This is a genomic window from Aureimonas ureilytica DSM 18598 = NBRC 106430, from assembly GCF_000382705.1.
Taxonomy (GTDB): Bacteria; Pseudomonadota; Alphaproteobacteria; order Rhizobiales; family Rhizobiaceae; genus Aureimonas; species Aureimonas ureilytica.
The window spans coordinates 103,260-119,185 of sequence record NZ_ARQE01000009.1 but is presented as its reverse complement, the minus strand read 5'-3'; the positions used below and the strand labels follow the sequence as shown (position 1 = coordinate 119,185).

General features: G+C 68.0%; 15 protein-coding genes. 9 read left to right on the top strand and 6 right to left on the bottom strand.

Going from position 1 to position 15,926, the window contains the following annotated elements:
• Positions 1-3: 3 nt before the first annotated feature.
• A complete protein-coding gene (locus tag B146_RS0118010) occupies positions 4-267 on the bottom strand; it encodes a hypothetical protein (protein ID WP_019997871.1) in 264 nt (87 codons plus the stop codon).
• A 188-nt stretch (positions 268-455) separates the two neighbouring features.
• Here B146_RS0118010 and hemF point away from each other — a divergent pair, with 188 nt between their 5' ends.
• Positions 456-1,364, top strand: coding sequence for an oxygen-dependent coproporphyrinogen oxidase (gene hemF / locus B146_RS0118005; RefSeq protein ID WP_019997870.1), 909 nt, complete (start codon positions 456-458; stop codon positions 1,362-1,364).
• A gap of 312 nt (positions 1,365-1,676) precedes the next feature.
• A complete protein-coding gene (locus B146_RS28460) occupies positions 1,677-1,853 on the top strand; it encodes a DUF1059 domain-containing protein (protein ID WP_019997869.1) in 177 nt (58 codons plus the stop codon).
• 63 nt (positions 1,854-1,916) lie between these two features.
• Here B146_RS28460 and B146_RS0117995 read toward each other — a convergent pair whose 3' ends face one another.
• Genes B146_RS0117995 through B146_RS0117985 form a run of 3 tightly spaced genes read right to left on the bottom strand, consistent with a single transcriptional unit; the run spans position 1,917 to position 4,346 of the window.
• Positions 1,917-3,161: a CCA tRNA nucleotidyltransferase gene (locus B146_RS0117995; RefSeq protein WP_019997868.1), complete on the bottom strand. Its 1,245-nt coding sequence runs from the start codon at positions 3,159-3,161 to the stop codon at positions 1,917-1,919.
• Positions 3,158-3,790 (bottom strand): CoA pyrophosphatase, encoded by a 633-nt coding sequence (locus tag B146_RS0117990; protein ID WP_019997867.1) that lies wholly within the window; start codon positions 3,788-3,790, stop codon positions 3,158-3,160. The genes B146_RS0117995 and B146_RS0117990 overlap by 4 nt, the downstream gene beginning before the upstream one ends.
• Positions 3,783-4,346: a DUF1285 domain-containing protein gene (locus B146_RS0117985; protein WP_026358717.1), complete on the bottom strand. Its 564-nt coding sequence runs from the start codon at positions 4,344-4,346 to the stop codon at positions 3,783-3,785. The genes B146_RS0117990 and B146_RS0117985 overlap by 8 nt, the downstream gene beginning before the upstream one ends.
• A 201-nt stretch (positions 4,347-4,547) precedes the next feature.
• Between B146_RS0117985 and B146_RS0117980 the strand changes: the two genes are divergently transcribed.
• From B146_RS0117980 to B146_RS0117960, 5 genes are all read left to right on the top strand, one after another.
• Complete coding sequence (locus tag B146_RS0117980; RefSeq protein WP_019997865.1) at positions 4,548-5,558, top strand: AAA family ATPase; 1,011 nt, start codon at positions 4,548-4,550, stop codon at positions 5,556-5,558.
• A 5-nt stretch (positions 5,559-5,563) separates the two neighbouring features.
• Positions 5,564-6,478: a DUF58 domain-containing protein gene (locus B146_RS0117975; RefSeq protein ID WP_019997864.1), complete on the top strand. Its 915-nt coding sequence runs from the start codon at positions 5,564-5,566 to the stop codon at positions 6,476-6,478.
• The gene (locus B146_RS0117970; protein ID WP_019997863.1) at positions 6,478-9,348 is read left to right on the top strand and encodes a DUF4159 domain-containing protein; all 2,871 of its coding nucleotides are present in this window, start codon (positions 6,478-6,480) and stop codon (positions 9,346-9,348) included. The genes B146_RS0117975 and B146_RS0117970 overlap by 1 nt, the downstream gene beginning before the upstream one ends.
• Before the next feature lie 3 nt (positions 9,349-9,351).
• Positions 9,352-11,427: a membrane protein gene (locus B146_RS0117965; protein WP_019997862.1), complete on the top strand. Its 2,076-nt coding sequence runs from the start codon at positions 9,352-9,354 to the stop codon at positions 11,425-11,427.
• A gap of 96 nt (positions 11,428-11,523) precedes the next feature.
• Entirely contained in the window at positions 11,524-12,537 is a 1,014-nt protein-coding gene (locus tag B146_RS0117960) for a patatin-like phospholipase family protein (protein ID WP_026358716.1), read from the top strand.
• Positions 12,538-12,546: 9 nt separating this feature from the next.
• Here B146_RS0117960 and B146_RS0117955 read toward each other — a convergent pair whose 3' ends face one another.
• Complete coding sequence (locus B146_RS0117955) at positions 12,547-13,059, bottom strand: GNAT family N-acetyltransferase (RefSeq protein ID WP_019997860.1); 513 nt, start codon at positions 13,057-13,059, stop codon at positions 12,547-12,549.
• A gap of 311 nt (positions 13,060-13,370) precedes the next feature.
• Here B146_RS0117955 and B146_RS0117950 point away from each other — a divergent pair, with 311 nt between their 5' ends.
• Positions 13,371-14,357, top strand: coding sequence for a glutathione S-transferase family protein (locus B146_RS0117950; RefSeq protein WP_019997859.1), 987 nt, complete (start codon positions 13,371-13,373; stop codon positions 14,355-14,357).
• A 3-nt stretch (positions 14,358-14,360) separates the two neighbouring features.
• Here the strand turns inward: B146_RS0117950 and B146_RS0117945 are convergent, their stop codons facing one another.
• Complete coding sequence (locus B146_RS0117945) at positions 14,361-14,825, bottom strand: NUDIX domain-containing protein (protein ID WP_019997858.1); 465 nt, start codon at positions 14,823-14,825, stop codon at positions 14,361-14,363.
• 45 nt (positions 14,826-14,870) lie between these two features.
• On the opposite strand from B146_RS0117945, the gene B146_RS0117940 reads away from it, so the two are divergent.
• On the top strand, positions 14,871-15,845 hold the full coding sequence (locus B146_RS0117940) for a metallophosphoesterase family protein (RefSeq protein ID WP_019997857.1): 975 nt from the start codon (positions 14,871-14,873) through the stop codon (positions 15,843-15,845).
• Positions 15,846-15,926 lie beyond the last annotated feature (81 nt).

Sequence of the window (15,926 nt, the reverse complement as noted above, 5' to 3'; positions counted from 1 at the left end):
CGCTCAGTCGGCCGTCGGCAGGCGGCGCATGGTGAACTCGACGCGGTCGTCCGGCAGAAGGCGCCAGCTTTCGACCTGCGTCCAATAGGCGGCCTTCGGGAATCGATCGAACCATTCGCGCGCCTTGGCCCGCGCTTCGTCGCGCGGCAGGGCAAAGGTCTCGCGAAGAAACGGATCGTCCGGCTCGCGCCAGCGCGCGGCGCGGCCCCGGCGCAATTGGCGCCGAAGACCCGCAAGCGGCGGTTTGGCGTTGAAGGCCGAGGTCATTCCCGCGCCCGATCCCAGTCTATCCATCACCCTTATATGGTGTTCCCCGAATGGTTTGGGAGTCGTTTCGCGCCTGAACGCGAATCTTACAGCAGAGCGAAAGAACCCGGCTTTTCGAGGCTCGGACTTGCTGCTAGGCCAACGTGACTTGGCGCGGTCCAGCCGCGAGCGCAGAGGAAAGACGCAGGATGGAACGCCCCGAACTGCCTCAAGGCCTTCCCGACGGGATCGACGAGAAGAAGGAGCTCGCCCGCGTCTGGTTCGAGGCGCTGCGCGACCGCATCTGCCAGGCCTTCGAGCAGATCGAGGACGAGTTCGGCGCCGACACCGGGCTCGAGGCGGGCCGCTTCGAACGCACGCCCTGGAGCCGCGAGAACGACGGCGGTGGCGGCGTCATGTCGATGATGCACGGGCGGGTCTTCGAAAAGGTCGGCGTTCACACCTCGACCGTTTACGGCGAACTCTCCGAGGACTTCTCCAAGCAGATCCCCGGCGCGTCGGGCGATCGGAGCTTCTGGGCTTCGGGCATTTCCCTCATCGCCCATATGCGCAACCCGAACGTGCCCGCCGTTCACATGAACACGCGCATGGTCGTGACCACCAGCCAATGGTTCGGCGGCGGCGCGGACCTGACGCCGACGCTCGACCGGCGCCGCACGCAGGAAGACCCGGACACGCAGGCCTTCCACAAGGCCCTGCGCTTCGTCTGCGAGCGGCATTCGGACGTGGCGGACTACACGCGCTTCAAGGAATGGTGCGACGAGTATTTCTTCCTGCCGCATCGCGGCGAGGCGCGCGGCGTCGGCGGCATTTTCTACGACTGGCTTCATGCGCCCGAAGAAAAGGGCGGCTGGGACGCCGACTTCGCCTTCACCAAGGATGTCGGAAAGGCCTTCCTCGTCGTCTATCCGCATCTCGTCCGGCAGAACGTCAACAAGCCTTTCACCGAGGCCGACCGCGACGAACAGCTCGTGCGGCGCGGGCGCTATGTCGAATACAACCTGCTCTACGATCGCGGCACGCTGTTCGGCCTGCGCACGGGCGGGAACGTGCATTCGATCCTGTCTTCCCTTCCCCCGCTCGTGAAATGGCCGTGATCGCCTTTTTTCTTTGGAACGGAAATAAAGTCCGCGCGATCGAACGGATTTTGTATGAGTTAACTTTCATCTTAACCCGTCTCTTCAGCCGGTTAAGAAAAAATTTGATGGCGTAGATCGTCGCAGGAGGGCGGCGGGCGGTTCACATCCGATCGAAGAATGTTAACATCATTTTACCCAGGACAACCTGTGGGCAGTGCGTGTGGCTTCGGAACGGTCCGCACATCGCGCCTTTCCAGAGCCAACTCCTAGCATGTCACGCGCGACCATATCGCCGGTCTCGCCTGATCTCATCGACCAGGGAGGTTACGTATGTTCGAACTCAATTGCTCCGGTGTCATCCCCGGATGCGATCGTGTCATCCGCGCCGAGTCGCAGGCGGAGGTCATCCGCCGCGCCGTGGAGCAGGCCAAGCAGCTGGGCGTGCCCTCCATCACGCCGCGCATGATGGATGCGTTCCGCGAGGGTCTGCACGAAACCGCCCATTGAGGCGGTCCGTCCTTTCCAACCCAGTTCGGCGGGCCGGTTTCGGCCCGCTTTTTTGTTGGCGACTCAGTCGGGCGAAACCGAGGCCAGAAGCGCGTCGCGCTTGAGGGTGAAGCCGCTTTCGGCCCAACGCCGCTTCAGGGCGTCGAGATGCCGGCCGAGCGAAGGCCCCGGCTTCACGCCGCGCTCCTGCAGATCATGACCGGACACGGGAAATTCCGGCGGGTCGAAGCGTTCGGCCTCGGCGAGCCGCGTCGACAATTGCGCGAGCGCCTGGAGCGAAGCCGCATCCGCGCCGGCCTTGCCGCGTGTCGAGGCCAGACGCAGCCGGAGACGGTCCACGATCGCGGCGCGATTGCCGAAGAGGAGCCGGGCGCGAAAGGCGCCGTCCGATTCGTCCGCCCTCGGCTCCTCCGCCATGGCCCAGGCGGTCATGCGGTCGCGATCGACATTGGACAGGCGCAGGCGCTTGGCGAGCGCGGCCATGCGCTCGGGATCGGGCGGCACGATGGCCTGAAGCCGGCGGATCGGATCGGGCTCCCAGCCGAGCGCGCGCTCGGTTTCGCTTAAGGCCGGCAACGCGTCGATGCCCCATTTCTCGCTTTCCGGCAGCACGCGGCTGAGAACGCCGGACTGGCGCATCCAGAGAAGCGCGCGGCCGGGATCGGGCGCGGCGAAGAGCTTGCGGAGCTCGGCCCAGACGCGCTCGGCCGACAATTGGTCGAGCCCGTCCTTGAGGCGCGTCGAAGCGCGAATGCCGTCCGCGTCGGGCCGCCCCTGCCCGTACCAGGCAAAGAAGCGATAGAAGCGCAGGATGCGGAGATAGTCTTCCTCGATGCGCCGGGCGGCCTCGCCGATGAAGCGCAGCGTGCCCGTCTCGATATCCCGTATGCCGCCCACGAGATCCACGACCTCGCCATCGGCCCGCGCATAGAGCGCGTTGACCGTGAAGTCGCGCCGCTCGGCATCCGCCCGCCAATCCTTGCCGAAGCTCACCTTGGCGCGGCGTCCGTCGGTTTCGACGTCCTTGCGCAGCGTCGTCACCTCGAAGGGCCGCCCCTCCCGCACCGCCGTCACCGTGCCGTGCTCGATCCCGGTCGGCACCGCCTTGAACCCCGCCGCCTCGATGCGGCGGGCGGTCTCGGCGGGCTCGCTCGTCGTGGCGACGTCGATATCGGTAATCGCGCGACCCATCAGATGATTGCGCACCGCGCCGCCGACGACACGGGCCTCGTCGCCCTCGACGGACAGGCAGGCCAAGAGCTTCTGGAGGGTTTCGTCGCGGAGCCAGTCGGCGTCGATGCGGGTCATGGTCGGTAGAGCCTTTCGTAGAGCGTGCGCAGGATGCCCGCCGTCACACCCCAGATCATCCTGTCCCCGAAGGAGATGGAGTAGAAGTGCCTCATATGGCCTCCCAACTCGCGGCTGTCACGCCGATGGTTGGCCTCGTCCATCAGGAAGGACAGCGGCACTTCGAAAATATCGGCGACCTCGGCCGGATCGGGCCGCAGCGCGAAACCCGGCCGCACGATGGCGACGACGGGCGTGATGCGAAAGCCCGTGAAGGTTCGGTAGCGCGGGAGGCGGCCGAGCGTTTCCACGAAGCGGGCGTCCAGCGCGATCTCCTCGCGCGCCTCGCGCAAAGCCGCCGCCTCGACGCTCGCATCCTCGGGATCGACCGAACCGCCCGGAAAGGCGATCTGCCCGGAATGCTTGCGCAGCGTCGCCGAGCGCGTCGTCAGAAGGACGCTCGCGCCCTCCGGCCGGTCCACGATCGGCACGAGAACGGCGGCCTCGCGCGCCGCCGCCCGCTCCAAGAGCTGTTCCAGATCGGGATTGAGAACGGCGTCGCCGCTGTCATAGTCGAGATCCGCCGAGCCCCGCGCCAGAACACGCCGGCGCACATCCTCGACGCTCCAGGTCACGGTCGTTTCAGACATGATCTTCCATATCAGGCAGGGGGAAGAAGGCCGCGCCAGAGGCGATGCCGAGCCGTCCGCCGCGCTCGCAGAGCTGACCGGCGAGATCGAAGGCGAGCGCGCGGGTCAGCCGTGCCTCTAACCCGCCGCGAACCAGAAGGTAGGGACGAAAGCCTCCCTCGTCGGAGACGAAGCGCAGGGGATGCTCCGGGCCGGCTTCCACGAGGTCGCCGGCATTGGTGCGGAAGGTCAGGCGTGGCACCCCCTCCCGCTCCGTCGCGCTCATCTCGACGGCTAGGAACGGCGCGTCCTCGACGGCGATCGTCAGCTTTTCCACAGGCGTGACGAGCACGAAGGAGCCATCCGCCTCGCGACGCAGGATCGTGGCAAAAAGGCGCACCAGCGCCTCGCGCGTGATCGGCCGCCCCTCGTGGAACCAGACGCCGTCACGATCGATGCGGATGTCGATCGCCCCGCAATGGCTCGGGTTCCACGTCTCCACCGGAGGCGCCTGGAGCCCGGCGCGTTCGGCTCTTCTCGCCAGAGCCTTGAGGCCGCTATCGTCAGCTTGCGACATGTTGTTCCCTGTCCTATGCCGCGCGCAGCCTCGGGTTTTCGGCCCGGATCACTTACGCGGGACCGGTCTTATTTTGGTCGGGCTTCGCCGTCACGAAATAGTTGCGCGCCCGGCGCTTGCCAGCGCACGATCTCGCCATTCCTTATTCTGACGAGGAGCGGCGCCTCGGCCGGGCGACGAGCGAGAAGGGACCCCACCATCATGACGATCCTCGCACTGGAGAGCGCGACGCTCGACCCCAAGGCCTTGGTGGAAGAGGCCGAGCGCGCGCTCGCCGATATCGCGCGAGCCCGCGAGGCGGTGGGGCGCGTCATCTTCGGCCAGGAAAGCGTGGTGGAGCAGACGCTGACCGCGATCCTGGCGGGCGGGCATGCGCTGCTCGTCGGCGTGCCCGGCCTTGCCAAGACCAAGCTCGTGGAAACGCTCGGCACCGTGCTCGGGCTGGACGCGCGGCGCGTGCAGTTCACGCCCGACCTCATGCCCTCCGACATCGTGGGCACCGAGGTCATGGATCAGGACGAAACCGGCCGACGGTCCTTCCGCTTCGTGCGCGGCCCCGTCTTCGCCCAGCTTCTGATGGCCGACGAGATCAACCGCGCCAGCCCGCGCACGCAGTCCGCCCTGCTCCAGGCGATGCAGGAATATCATGTGACGGTCGCGGGCGAGCGGCACGACCTGCCCGCCCCGTTCCACGTTCTGGCGACCCAGAACCCGCTGGAGCAGGAAGGCACCTATCCCCTGCCGGAAGCCCAGCTCGACCGCTTCCTCTGCCAGATCGACGTTCACTATCCCTCGCTGGAGGCCGAGCGCCGCATTCTCATGGCGACGACCGGCGTTTCGGAAGAGCGCGCCGGCGCGGTCATGACCGCCGAGCGCCTTCGGGAAATCCAGGCGCTGGTGCGCCGGATGCCGGTGCCCGACACGGTGGTGGACGCGATCCTCTCGCTGGTGCGTTCGGCCCGCCCCGGCCACGGCTCGTCGGAGGCCGACGCGCATATCGCTTGGGGTCCCGGCCCCCGCGCATCGCAATCTCTCATGACCTGCGTGCGTGCCCGCGCGCTCTACGAGGGCCGCCTTGCGCCCTCGATCGACGACGTGCGCGCGCTGGCCGAGCCGATCTTGCAGCATCGCATGGCGCTGAACTTCGCGGCGCGCGCCGAGGGCATGGGCGTTCGCGATGTCGTGAAGGCCCTCGTGCGCGGGCTCGGCTGAACCGCATGGCGTCGATCGGTCGGACCACGGACGCGACGACGGGCGGCGAGGCGCTTCTGCGCGCCCGACAGCGCGCGGCGCTCCTGCCGGATCTCCTGGTGGAGGCCCGCCGGGTCGTCGCGACCGTGACGAGCGGCTGGCACGGCCGCCGCCGGCGGGGCGCGGGCGAGAATTTCTGGCAGTTCCGCCCCTTCGTGGACGGCGAGCCCGTGTCGCGGATCGACTGGCGCCGCTCGGCGCGCGACGACAATGTCTATCTTCGCGACCGCGAATGGGAGGCCGCGCAGACGGTCTGGCTTTGGGCCGACCCGTCGCCTTCCATGCTCTACCAGTCGCAGGCCGGCCTCGTGTCGAAGGAAAGCCGCGCGCTGGTTCTGGTTCTGGCGCTGGCCGAGCTTCTATCGCGCTCGGGCGAGCGCATCGGCTATCCGCAGGTGCTCGATCCGATCTCGGCGCGCAACGCCGCCGAGCGGATCGCCGGCGCTTTGATGTCGAGCCGCCCCGACACGGGCTTTCCGGGCGCCGACCGCTTCAAGCGCTACAGCGAGATCGTGCTCGTCAGCGATTTCCTCGATCCGATGGACGAGCTCGTCGCGCGGATCGACCAATTGTCCCGGCGCGGCGTAAGGGGGCATCTCGTGCAGATCGCCGATCCCGCCGAAGTCGCCTTCCCCTATAGCGGGCGCACCGAGTTCCGCGATCCCGAGACCGGCGCGAAGCTCACCGCCGGCCGGGCGGAAACCCTGCGCGAGGAGTATCGCACCCTGTTCGACGCGCGCAGAACGCATCTGGCCGAGCACTGTCGGCATATCGGCTGGAGCCATGTCTTCCACCTGACGGACCGGCTGGCGTCCGAGCCCCTGCTTGCGCTGCACGGGCGCTTGAGCGGGCAGTTCCAGCTGAGCGGGCAGCGCGGTTGATGGGCGGGCTGTCCTTGTCCTTCGGCGCGCCGCTGGTTCTCGCCGGCCTTCTGGCGCTGCTGGTCATCTGGTGGCTCCTGCGCCTCACCCCCCCGCGCCCGCAGACGGAGGCCTTTCCCCCGCTTCGCATTCTGGAGCGGGTCGCAAAGCGCGAGGAAACGCCGTCGAAAAGCCCTTGGTGGCTGACGCTTCTGCGGCTGGCGCTCGCCGCCTTCGTGATTCTGGCGCTCGCCGCGCCCATCCTCAATCCGCGCGAAAGCGCGCTGTCGGGCGAAGGTCCGGTCGTGGTCATGCTCGACAATGGCTGGGCCAGCGCGCGCGATTGGGACGCGCGGCGCGGCGCGGCCGAGGCGCTGATCCGCGAGGCCGGCGAGAGCGGCCGGCCGGTTTCGCTCCTCCTCACCGCCGAGGGCGCGGCTAACGACCCCGCGCCCGTCGAAGCCGCCACCGCGCTGGAACGCCTCGCCGCCGCCGAGCCGCGTCCGATCCCGGCGGACCGCGTTGCCGCCGCCTCGCGCGCGGCCGGTGTTCTCGCCGGCCAGACCGGCATCAGCCTCGCGCTTCTGACCGATGGGCTGGACGAGCCGGGAACGGCCGAGGCGGCCGAGCGGCTGCGAGGGCTCGCCCCGGCGCAGACGCTGCTCTACCGCCCCTCGCTCGCCGGCCTCGTCGGACTGACCGGCGCGGACAATGCGACCGAAGCGCTCGAAGTTTCAGGCGTCCGTGCGGTGAGCGAGGCCGCAGCGCCCGCCGAGACCATGTTGCGAGCGCTGGATGCGCAGGAGCGCGAGATCGGCCGCGCGTCGCTGCGCTTCGCGGCCGGCTCGGCGGCCGGCGAGGCGCGGTTCGAGGTGCCCGTGGAACTGCGCAACGACATCGCTCGGATCGAGCGCGACGGCGCGCGCGACGCGGCGTCCGTCCGGCTCGTGGACGACAGTTTCCAGCGGCGAAAGGTCGGGCTCGTGTCCGGCGAAGCGGCCGATCTCGCCCAGCCGCTTCTTTCTCCGCTCTACTACATCACCCGCGCGCTGGAGCCCTATGCCGATCTCGTGCGGCCCGACAGCGCCGATCTTTCGACCGCCGTTCCCGCGCTTGTCGAGCAAAAGCCCTCGATCATCGTCCTCGCCGATATCGGCGTCCTGCCCGAGCCCGCGCGCGAGGCCTTGAGCGGCTTCGTGGACAAGGGAGGCGTTCTCCTGCGCTTTGCGGGACCGCGTCTTGCCGCCTCCACGGCGGAGGACGACCTCGTGCCCGTGCGTCTTCGCGGCGGCGAGCGTCAGCTCGGCGGTTCGCTCTCCTGGTCCGAACCGCAGAAGCTCGCGCCGATTCCGGCCGAAAGCCCGCTCGCCGGCATCGGCATTCCCGACGACGTCACGGTCTCCCGACAGATCCTCGCCGAACCCTCGGCGGAGCTCGCAGACCGCACCTGGGCGAGCCTTCAGGACGGAACGCCGATCATCACCGCCGCCGAGCGCGGGGCCGGCCGCATCGTTCTCGTTCACACGACGGCCGAGGCCACATGGTCGAACCTGCCGATCTCCGGCGCGTTCGTGGACATGCTCCGGCGCATCGTGACGCTGTCGCGCGGCACGAGCGCGGCGGGGGGCGATGCGGGGGCGCAGGTCCTCCCGCCCTATCGCATCATGGACGGCGAAGGCCGGTTGACCCAGCCGGGGCCGAACGTGCAGCCGCTCACCATCCAGGCCGGCGAAACGCCGCGCCCCTCCGCCGATCATCCGCCGGGTCTCTATGGCACGTCGGAAGGCTACCGCGCGCTCAATCTCCTCGCCGCCGAATCCACGCTCCAGCCGCTGCCGGAACTCGATCTCGGCGCGCCGGTCGAGGCCAGAGCCTATGGCACGCAGGATGCGACCGACCTCACGCCCTGGCTCTTTGCCGCCGCGCTCCTCCTCTTCGCGCTCGACGCGCTGGCGCTTCTCTGGCTGAACGGCGGGCTGTCGCGCCTGGGCCGCCGCCTCGGCGGCACGCGCCGCCCCTCCTCCGCCTTGCCGCTGCTTCTCGTCGGCGCGCTGCTTCTCAGCGCCCTTCCCGAACAGGCTCGTGCGCAGGCGCCTGCGCCCGCCGCCGACGAGGCGACGCAAGGCCTGGAAGGGATGGACGCCCAGAAGGCCATCGCCGCGACGGAAACGACGCATCTCGCCTTTGTGCAGACGGGCGACGCGGAGACCGATCGCATTTCGCGCGAGGGGCTGACAGGCCTGTCGCAGTTCATCGCGTCGAAGACCGCGCTGGAGCCGGGCGATCCGATGGCGGTGGATATCGAAAAGGACGAGCTGTCCTTCTTCCCGATCCTCTACTGGCCCGTCCATGCCAATGCGACCATGCCGAGCCCAGCGGCGATCAGCCGGGTCGACGCCTATATGAAACAGGGCGGCACCGTCCTCTTCGACGTGGAAGGCGATGTCGCGGGCGATCTTTCGGGCAGCGCCGTTTCGCCCGGCCAGCGCCGGCTGCGGGATATTCTCGCCGATCTCGACGTGCCGCCGCTCGAGCCCGTGCCGCGCGACCACGTGCTCACCAAGGCCTTCTACATTCTCGACAATTTCCCCGGCCGGCACACCGGCTCGGACCTTTGGGTGGAATCCTCGGTGCGCAGCGCGGATGCGCAGGCGCGTCCGGCGAGCGCGGGCGACGGCGTGTCCTCGATCATGATCACGTCGAACGATTTCGCCAGCGCCTGGGCGGTGGACGAGAACGGGCTCTTCGTGCGCCCGACCGATTCCGCCGATCCGGCGCAGCGCGACTACGCCTATCGTGCGGGCGTCAACATCGTGATGTACGTGCTGACCGGCAACTACAAGGCCGATCAGGTCCACGTGCCGGCCCTTCTCGAACGGCTGGGGCAGTAGCGCATGAACTGGTCGATCGACTTCGCGCCCTTCTTCTCCTGGACGGTCCTCGCGATCCTCTGCATTCCCGCGCTGTTTCTGGCGGCGGCGCTGGTCTTCGCAGGCCTGCGCGGCGCGGTTCTTCGCGTCCTCGCCATCGCCGCGCTCATGCTGGCGCTTCTCAATCCGGTGGTGCTGCGCGAGGAGCGCGACCCCTTGAAGAGCGTCGTGGCGCTGGTGGTGGATCGCTCGCAGAGCCAGACGATCGGCGAGCGGACGGCGCAGACCGACGAGGCCGTGGCAGCCCTGAAGGAACGCTTGGCGGCCTTCCCGCAATTCGAGCTGCGCGAGGTGGACGCCCGCTCGCAAGGCACGAGCGACGCCTCGACCGCGCTGTTCGGCGCCTTGCGCTCGGCGCTCAGCGACGTTTCGCCGGGGCGCGTCGGCGGCGCCATCATGGTGACGGACGGGCAGGTCCACGACATTCCCGCCAATGCGCAAGCGCTCGGCTTCGACGCGCCGGTTCATGCGCTGGTCACGGGGCGCCCCAACGAGTTCGACCGCCGGCTCGATCTCGTAACGGCGCCGCGCTTCGGCCTCGTGGAACAGCCGCAAACGCTGACCTACCGCGTCGTCGAGGAAGGGCCGCGCGCCTCGCGCAACCCGGTCGAAGTGCAGGTCTTCCTGAACGGCGATCTGGTGCAGCGTCAGAGCGCCGTGCCGGGCGAGCCGACCTCGGTCGAGATCAGGCTGCCGCGCGCGGGCAAGAACATCGTGGAGATTTCCGCCGCGCGCGATCCGGGCGAGATCACACCGGTCAACAACCGCGCCATCGCCGTCATCGACGGCATTCGCGAAAACCTGCGCGTGCTTCTCGTCTCGGGCGAACCGCACGCGGGCGAGCGCACCTGGCGCAATCTCCTGAAGTCGGACGCGGCCGTCGATCTTGTCCACTTCACCATTCTGCGCCCACCCGAAAAGCAGGACGGCACGCCGATCAACGAATTGTCGCTGATCGCCTTCCCGACGCGGGAGCTGTTCGTCGAGAAGATCGAGGATTTCGACCTCATCATCTTCGATCGGTACCAGCGGCGCGGCGTGCTTCCGACGCTCTATTACGATTACATCGCGCAATATGTGCGCAATGGCGGCGCGATGCTGATCGCGTCCGGCCCGGAATATGCAGGGCCCGATTCGGTCGCCAATTCCCCCCTCGCCTCCATCCTGCCGGCGCTGCCGACCGGCGAGGTCGATCTGCGCGCCTATCGTCCGGTTCTTTCCGAACTCGGGCGCAAGCATCCCGTCACCCGCGATCTTCCAGGCTCGGAAAGCTCGCCGCCCAAATGGAGCCCCTGGTTCCGCACCGTGGATGTCGGCCAGACCAACGGCGAAGTCGTCATGACCGGCCCGGACAAGAAGCCGCTTCTCGTGCTCAACCGCGCGGGCGAAGGCCGCGTCGCCCTGCTTCTGTCGGACCAGGGCTGGCTCTGGTCGCGCGGTTATGAGGGCGGCGGGCCGCATGTGGCCCTCTTCCGCCGGCTCGCCCATTGGCTGATGAAGGAGCCCGAGCTGGAAGAGGAAGCGCTGGACGCCGAGGGTTCCGGCACCGACCTTCTGATCACCCGCCACACGATCGGCGGCGATCCGGGTCCGGCGACGGTGGTGACGCCGACCGGCCGCGCCCTGCAGGTGACGCTCGCCGACAAGGGCAATGGCGAATGGCAGGGCCAGCTCGCGACCGACGAACTCGGCCTTTATCAGGTCGCCAACGGCGATCTGCGCGCGCTCGCCAATATCGGTCCGGTCAATCCACGCGAATATCGCGAAGCGATCTCCACCACCGCCAAGCTCCAGCCGATCGCCGATCAGAGCCGCGGCAGCGTTCGCCGTCTGGCGGGCGAGACCGGCGAGATCACGGTGCCGCGCGTCGTGCCGATGGCCGGTCGGGCGGATGCCGAAGGGCGCGACTGGATCGGGCTTCGCACGACGGAGGAAACGGTCCTGCGCGGGGTGAACCGCACGCCGCTCTTTGCCGGCTTCCTCGGCCTTGCCGTCCTTCTCCTGGCGCTGTCCGCCACCTGGTATCGCGAAGGTCGCTAGGGAGTTTTCGCTTTCGGTGCCGCCGGGTCTCTTCGCAATTGCGAAGAGACCTATTTCTTGCGCATGACAAAGACGAGCTTAGCGGAGACTGCGCCGATGCCCCGAGTGTGTCTGGCCCTTCAGGGCGGTGGAGCGCATGGCGCCTTCACCTGGGGCGTGCTCGACCGGCTCCTGGAGGACGGTCGCTTCGCCCCGGCCACGATCAGCGGCACCAGCGCCGGCGCGCTGAACGCGGCGGCGCTCGCGACGGGCCTTCCCGAGGGGCCGGACGGCGCGCGACGCAAGCTCGAAGCGCTCTGGCAGGAAGTGTCCAACCGCTCGCCGCTCGGCGCGGCCGAAAACCGCCTCCCCTTCTTTCCGTTCAGCCGCTCCATGGTGCATGACGCGATCGAGCGCATGAAGCTCTTCGGGCAGCTCATGTCGCCCTATAGTTTCGGCCTGCCCTCCGAGAACGCCCTGCGGCCGGTGGTGGAAGCGGTGATCGATTTCCCACTTCTCCAGAGCGACCGCGTCGTGCCGACCTTCGTTTCGGCGACGGACGTGGAAAGCGGCAATGTGCGCGTCTTCTCAGGGCAGGAACTCACGGCGGATGCCCTCCTCGCCTCGGCCTGCCTGCCCGACGTCTTCCGTGCTGTGGAGATCGAGGGCCGCGCCTATTGGGACGGCGGTTATGTCGGCAATCCCATGCTGACGCCCTTCTTCGCCGAGGATCACGATGCCTGCGATATCCTGATCGTTCAGGTGACCCCCTTCCATCGCGCCGGCTCGCCGGAAACGCCGGGCGACATCATGAACCGCGTGCAGGAGATCACCTTCAACACCTCGCTCATCCGCGACCTGCGGATGCTGACCGAGGTGCAGCGTCTGGTGAAGGGTTCCGATCTCGAAAACCCGGTTCTCCAGCGCATCGCCGGGCTTCGCCTTCACATGATCGAGGCGGGCGAGGCCATGGCCAGGCGGAGCAGCGCCGGCAAGATGGACACGCGCTGGTCCGAACTGACGGACCTGCGCGATTTCGGGCGCGCGGCCGCAAGCGCCTGGCTCGCGGAGAATGGCGAGCATGTCGGCCACCGCTCCACGCTCAAGGGCGATTTCAGCATCCTGACCTGAACACAGGCGTCAGTCGCGCGGCAGGACCGGGCCCACGACGCCGTCGAACGCGCCCGGCACGAGCGCGAGGCCGAGAATGCGCGTCTCGTCCACCGGGCCGGGCATCGTGACCGAGCCGACCGGCAGCGGCGCATAGCCGAGCGGCATGTAATAGGCGCGGTCGCCCACGAGGAAGATCGCCGTTTCGCCGGCGGCCTTTGCGGCTTCGGCCGCAAGGCTGAGAAGCATCCGGCCGATGCCCCGCTTCTTGAAGCCCGGCCGCACCGCGAGCGGTCCGAGCATGAGCACATCGGTTTTCCCGATCCGCACCGGCGTCAGCCGAACCGAGCCGACCACCTCGCCGCGCAGGATGGCGACGCGCGACAGCGCGAGATCGTGCGGGCTGTGCTCGCGCACCCGCTCGGCCGCCCGGGTGAACCGGCCGGGGCCAAAGGCTTCGGCATTGATGGCTTCGATCGTATCCGCGTGCGCGGGCAGTTCCGCCTCGAAAGCGAGGTCGAGATCCTGAAGGGTGGAGAGCATGACGAGGTCCGCAAAGGCTGGATGAGCAAGGTCGCTCGCGCCCGGACCCCATCGAAGGTCAGGTGGCGGCGTCGATCACAGCGGCGCTGGCCGCTTCGTCTCGTCGTCGTCGGAGCAACATACCCGCCTTCCCTGGCCGCCGACCATCCCGATCGGTCGGCCCTCTTAGCATCACGCATGAGGGAAATCCATGGCCTTTCCTCGCTGCATCGCAGTGCGCGGGGTGACGCTGCGTTCCCTCGTTTCCGGGGAACGTCGGCCCTGCCCCTCGCTTATGCTGCGACGACACGACTGGCGAAAGGAGCGCGGCGATGGGTCTTCTCGTGGACGGACAATGGCAGGACAAGTGGTACGACACGAAGTCGACCGGCGGCCGCTTCCAGCGCACGACCACGAGCTTCCGGCGCTGGGTGACGCCGGACGGCGCGCCGGGCCCGGACGGTCAGGACGCGGTGCCCGCCGAAGCCGGGCGCTACCATCTTTATGTCTCCCTCGCCTGCCCCTGGGCGCACCGGACGCTGATCCTGCGCAAGCTGAAGAAGCTGGAGGACGTCATCTCCCTGTCGGTCGTCGACTGGCACATGGGCTCGGAAGGCTGGGTCTTCTCGGATCGCCCCGGCGCCATTCCCGATAGCGTCAACGGCGCGAAGCGGCTCTACGAGGTCTATCTGAAAGCCGACCCGCACTATAGCGGCCGCGTCACCGTTCCGGTTCTCTGGGACAAACAGGAGGGCACGATCATCAACAACGAATCGGCCGAGATCCTTCGCATGTTCAATTCGAGCTTCGACGCCTTCGGCGATGCGAGCGTCGATCTGTGCCCGGCGGACCTGAAAGCCGAGATCGACGCGGTGAACACGCTCGTCTACGGCAACGTGAACAACGGCGTCTACAAATGCGGCTTCGCCACCGCGCAGGACGCCTATGAAGAGGCGTTCCACGCGCTGTTCGACACGCTGGACGAGCTGGACGCGCGCCTCGGCACGCAGCGCTATCTGACCGGCCCGCGCCTGACGGAGGCCGACTGGCGCCTCTTCACCACGCTGATCCGCTTCGACCCGGTCTATGTCGGGCACTTCAAGTGCAACAAGCGGCGGATCGCCGACTACCCCAACCTCTTCCACTACATGCTCGAGCTCTACCAATGGCCGGGCGTCGCCGAGACGGTGGATTTCCACCACATCAAGCATCATTATTACGAGAGCCACGGGACCATCAATCCGACCGGCATCGTGCCGCTCGGCCCCGAACAGGACTTGCGGCAGGCGCATGATCGCGGGCGGCTGCCGTCGGCCTGAGCGCTACCAGTCTTCGGGAAACCCGCCGCCTGCCAGATCCTCGGCGATGCGGCGGCGCGTCGCCGGCGTCGCCCCTTCCGGCAAGGCGTCCGGCGCGAAGAAGCCGGTTTCGGCGATTTCGCGGTCGGGCCGGCGCGGCTTGACCTGCCGGGCGCGGTCGCAGCGATACAGAAGAACGTGATCGCGCGCCTCGCGCCGGTTGTAGAACACGGCGAGGAGGCGCGGCTCGGTGAGGCACTGAAGGTGCCCCTCCTCCGCCGCCTCGCGACGCGCGGCCGCGAGCGCCGTTTCGCCGACATCCACCGCGCCGCCGGGCAGATACCAGCCGTCGCGATAGCTATGGCGTACCAGAAACACGCGTCCTGCCTCGTCGAAGGCGAGGAGACGCACGCCGAGCGTCATCGGGCGCGACAGGAGCGCCCAGCGGCGAAGTCCCCGGCCGAGCCATCGCTGCGCCAACGCCTTCACGCGAGGCCCCTTTTCATTCCCGCTCGGCCAGCTAATTCCCACGCCATGTTCCGACTCGCCCATCTATCCGACATTCATCTGGGTCCGCTGCCCGAGCTTTCCTATCGCGAGCTCGCCTCGAAGCGGATCACGGGCTACATCAATTGGCAACGCAACCGGAAGCGGGCGATGTTCGGCGACACGCTTCTGCGTCTCGTCGCCGACATGAAGGCGCACCGGCCGAACCACGTGGCCGTCACCGGCGATCTCGTCAATCTGGCGTCGAAGCAGGAAATCATCGGCGCCCGTCTCTGGCTGGAAGACCTCGGCAAGCCGGACGGCGTGTCGGTCATCCCCGGCAATCACGACGCCTATGTGCCGGGCGCCCTCAAGCGCGCCTATCGCGAATGGCATCCCTACATGATGGGGGACCATGGGCTCGGGGCCGAGGCCAAGCACTTCCCCTTTCTGCGCGTGCGCGGTCAGGTCGCCATCATCGGAACGTCCAGCGCGGAAGCGACGGCGCCCTTCTTCGCCACGGGCTCGTTCAAGCGCGGGCAGGCGCTGCGCACGGCGCGGCTTCTGGAGGAGGCCAAGGCGCGCGGCCTGTTCCGGGTCGTGATGATCCACCATCCACCCATTTCCGGCGCGGCGGCCTGGTCGAAGCGGCTGATCGGCAAGCAGTTCTTCTCCAAGGTCATCCACGATGTCGGGGCCGAACTCGTTCTGCACGGGCACACGCATCTCGATACGCTCTACTGGCTGACCGGGCCGGACGGGGTGAAAGTGCCCGTCGTCGGCGTGCCCTCGGCCAGCCAGAACGCAGGCAGTTCCAAGCCCCCGTCCCGCTACAATCTCTTCGAGATCGACGGCGAACCCGGCCATTGGTCGCTGACGCAGCGCGAGCGGGGTTTGAAGCTCGACGGCTCGGGGATCGACTGGATTCGCGAGCGGCAGCTTCTGACGGATGGCACGGCGGTGGATGCGCGCCCGAGGGAAGACGCCAAAACGCCGGGCGACGTCGATCCCGCGCTCGGCTAGCGGCCGAGCCATCAGGACGCAGGCCGTTTCGCCGCGGCCTCGATGGTCGAGACCTCGGTGAAACGAAGCCGCAGGGATTGT